This window comes from Rhodococcus sp. NPDC054953 (genome assembly GCF_053609225.1).
Window position 1 is genome coordinate 1 of sequence record NZ_JBSGXD010000057.1, and the last position, 1,602, is coordinate 1,602.

At 71.6% G+C, this 1,602-nt stretch carries 2 protein-coding genes; one reads left to right on the top strand and one right to left on the bottom strand.

Annotation, left to right across the window (positions count from 1 at the left end):
• Positions 1-998: erythromycin esterase family protein (locus ACWF62_RS20415; protein ID WP_452631226.1), on the bottom strand; the 998-nt coding region annotated here is incomplete at its 3' end.
• Positions 999-1,032: 34 nt separating this feature from the next.
• On the opposite strand from ACWF62_RS20415, the gene ACWF62_RS20420 reads away from it, so the two are divergent.
• Positions 1,033-1,602 (top strand): MerR family transcriptional regulator (locus ACWF62_RS20420; RefSeq protein ID WP_452631228.1); only part of this gene is annotated, 570 nt, incomplete at its 3' end.

The following is a 1,602-nucleotide window of genomic DNA, read 5'->3' on the forward strand; positions in this document are numbered from 1 at the left end:
TCCACACCCCGGTGCCGGATCGTGCCGAGCGCCGTGGCCACGAAGGCGTACTCCGCGCCCAGGTGCGCGCTCACGATGGCACCGGCGCTCCACCACTCCACCAGCGGCTGGTCCCACATCCGCATGGAGCTCCTGTCCCGCTGCAGATGGGAGTTGTGGGCGTGGACCAGCACCGGGCCCCGTTCGGCGAGCGCCAGCAGATTGTCGGCCATCATCCGGTCCCGCAGCTCCACCAGCCGGTTCATCCGGCTGGGTGAGGTGTCGGCCATCCAGAAGTGGTACCGCAGCAGACCGGTGGCGGTGCGCCCGTACAGGCGCGCCCGGTCCCACTCCTCCTGTGACCCGGACGTGCCCAACTCGGGGGTCCGCGTGTCCAGGAGCGCCACCAGGTCGTCCGCGAGCAGCATCAGCTCCCTGGCCCGCGCCGACTGCCCCACGGACCGCGAGGCGTCCGTCATCGCGGCCGGCTCCGTCCACGGCTCGTCCTCCCCGAGCAGCCGCTCCAGCGTCTCCGCCGTGCAGGGCAGCAGGCCCGGGGGCACCCGCGCCGCGAGGTAGTCGTACAGCGCCACCAGGGCGTACCGGGGGCTCGCCGCACCGGTGATCTCCAGCGGACCGTCGAAACCGGCGAACCGCACACACGCGGCGACCGGCCGCCCCTCGTTGTACGCCCGCATCCAGCGCACCAGTTCACGGTTGGCCCCGGAGGACCCGAGCCCGTGGCTGAACCCCTCTTCCATCGCCCGGTCGAGATCGTCCGTGCCCCCCGTGACGTAGTCGTCCACCACGAGGCCCATCAGACAGTCGCTCTCGATCGCGATCGTCCGGTACCCCTCCTCCTCCACGAACTGCCGGAACAGCCCGTTGCGCACCTCGAGCAGCGATTCCTCACCGTGGGTGGGCTCCCCCAGGGCGAGCACCCGCGGCCGGGCCGGAAGCAGCCGCATGACGGAGGCGGCGTCGGCTGCCTGGGCGCTGTCCTTGACATCAATAGCCATGGCTTCAACGCTATCGTTGAAGCCATGGCTATTGATGTCCACGCAGGCGGTCAGGAACTACGAGGAGGTCGGCATCCTTCCGCCGGCCGCCCGCACCCCGCACGGCTATCGCCGCTACACCCCGCTCCACGCCCAGGCCCTGCGCGCGTTCCTCGCCCTGGTACCCGGGCACGGCCACCACACGGCCACATCGATCATGCGAGCGGTGAACGAGGAGACCCCCGAAGAGGCATTCCGGCTCATCGACGAGAGCCACGCCCAGCTCCGCGAGGACCGGCGGACCCTGCACGCCGTCCGCGCCGCCCTGCACGACCTCACCTCCACCCAGCTGCCCGCGCACGATGCGGCCGCGGGGCCGGAGGCAGCTCTGATCGGGTCCTTGGCGGGCCGGCTCGGCATCCGCCCCGCGACGCTGCGCACCTGGGAACGCGCCGGACTCCTCCACCCACGGCGCGACCCGCGTACCGGATACCGCGTCTACGACCAGGCCGATGTGCGCGACGCCCGTCTCGCCCACCAGCTCAGACGAGGCGGTTACCCACTGGCGCGGATCGCTCCACTTCTGGACCGGGTACGGCAGGCCGGGGGCGTGGAACCGCTGGAG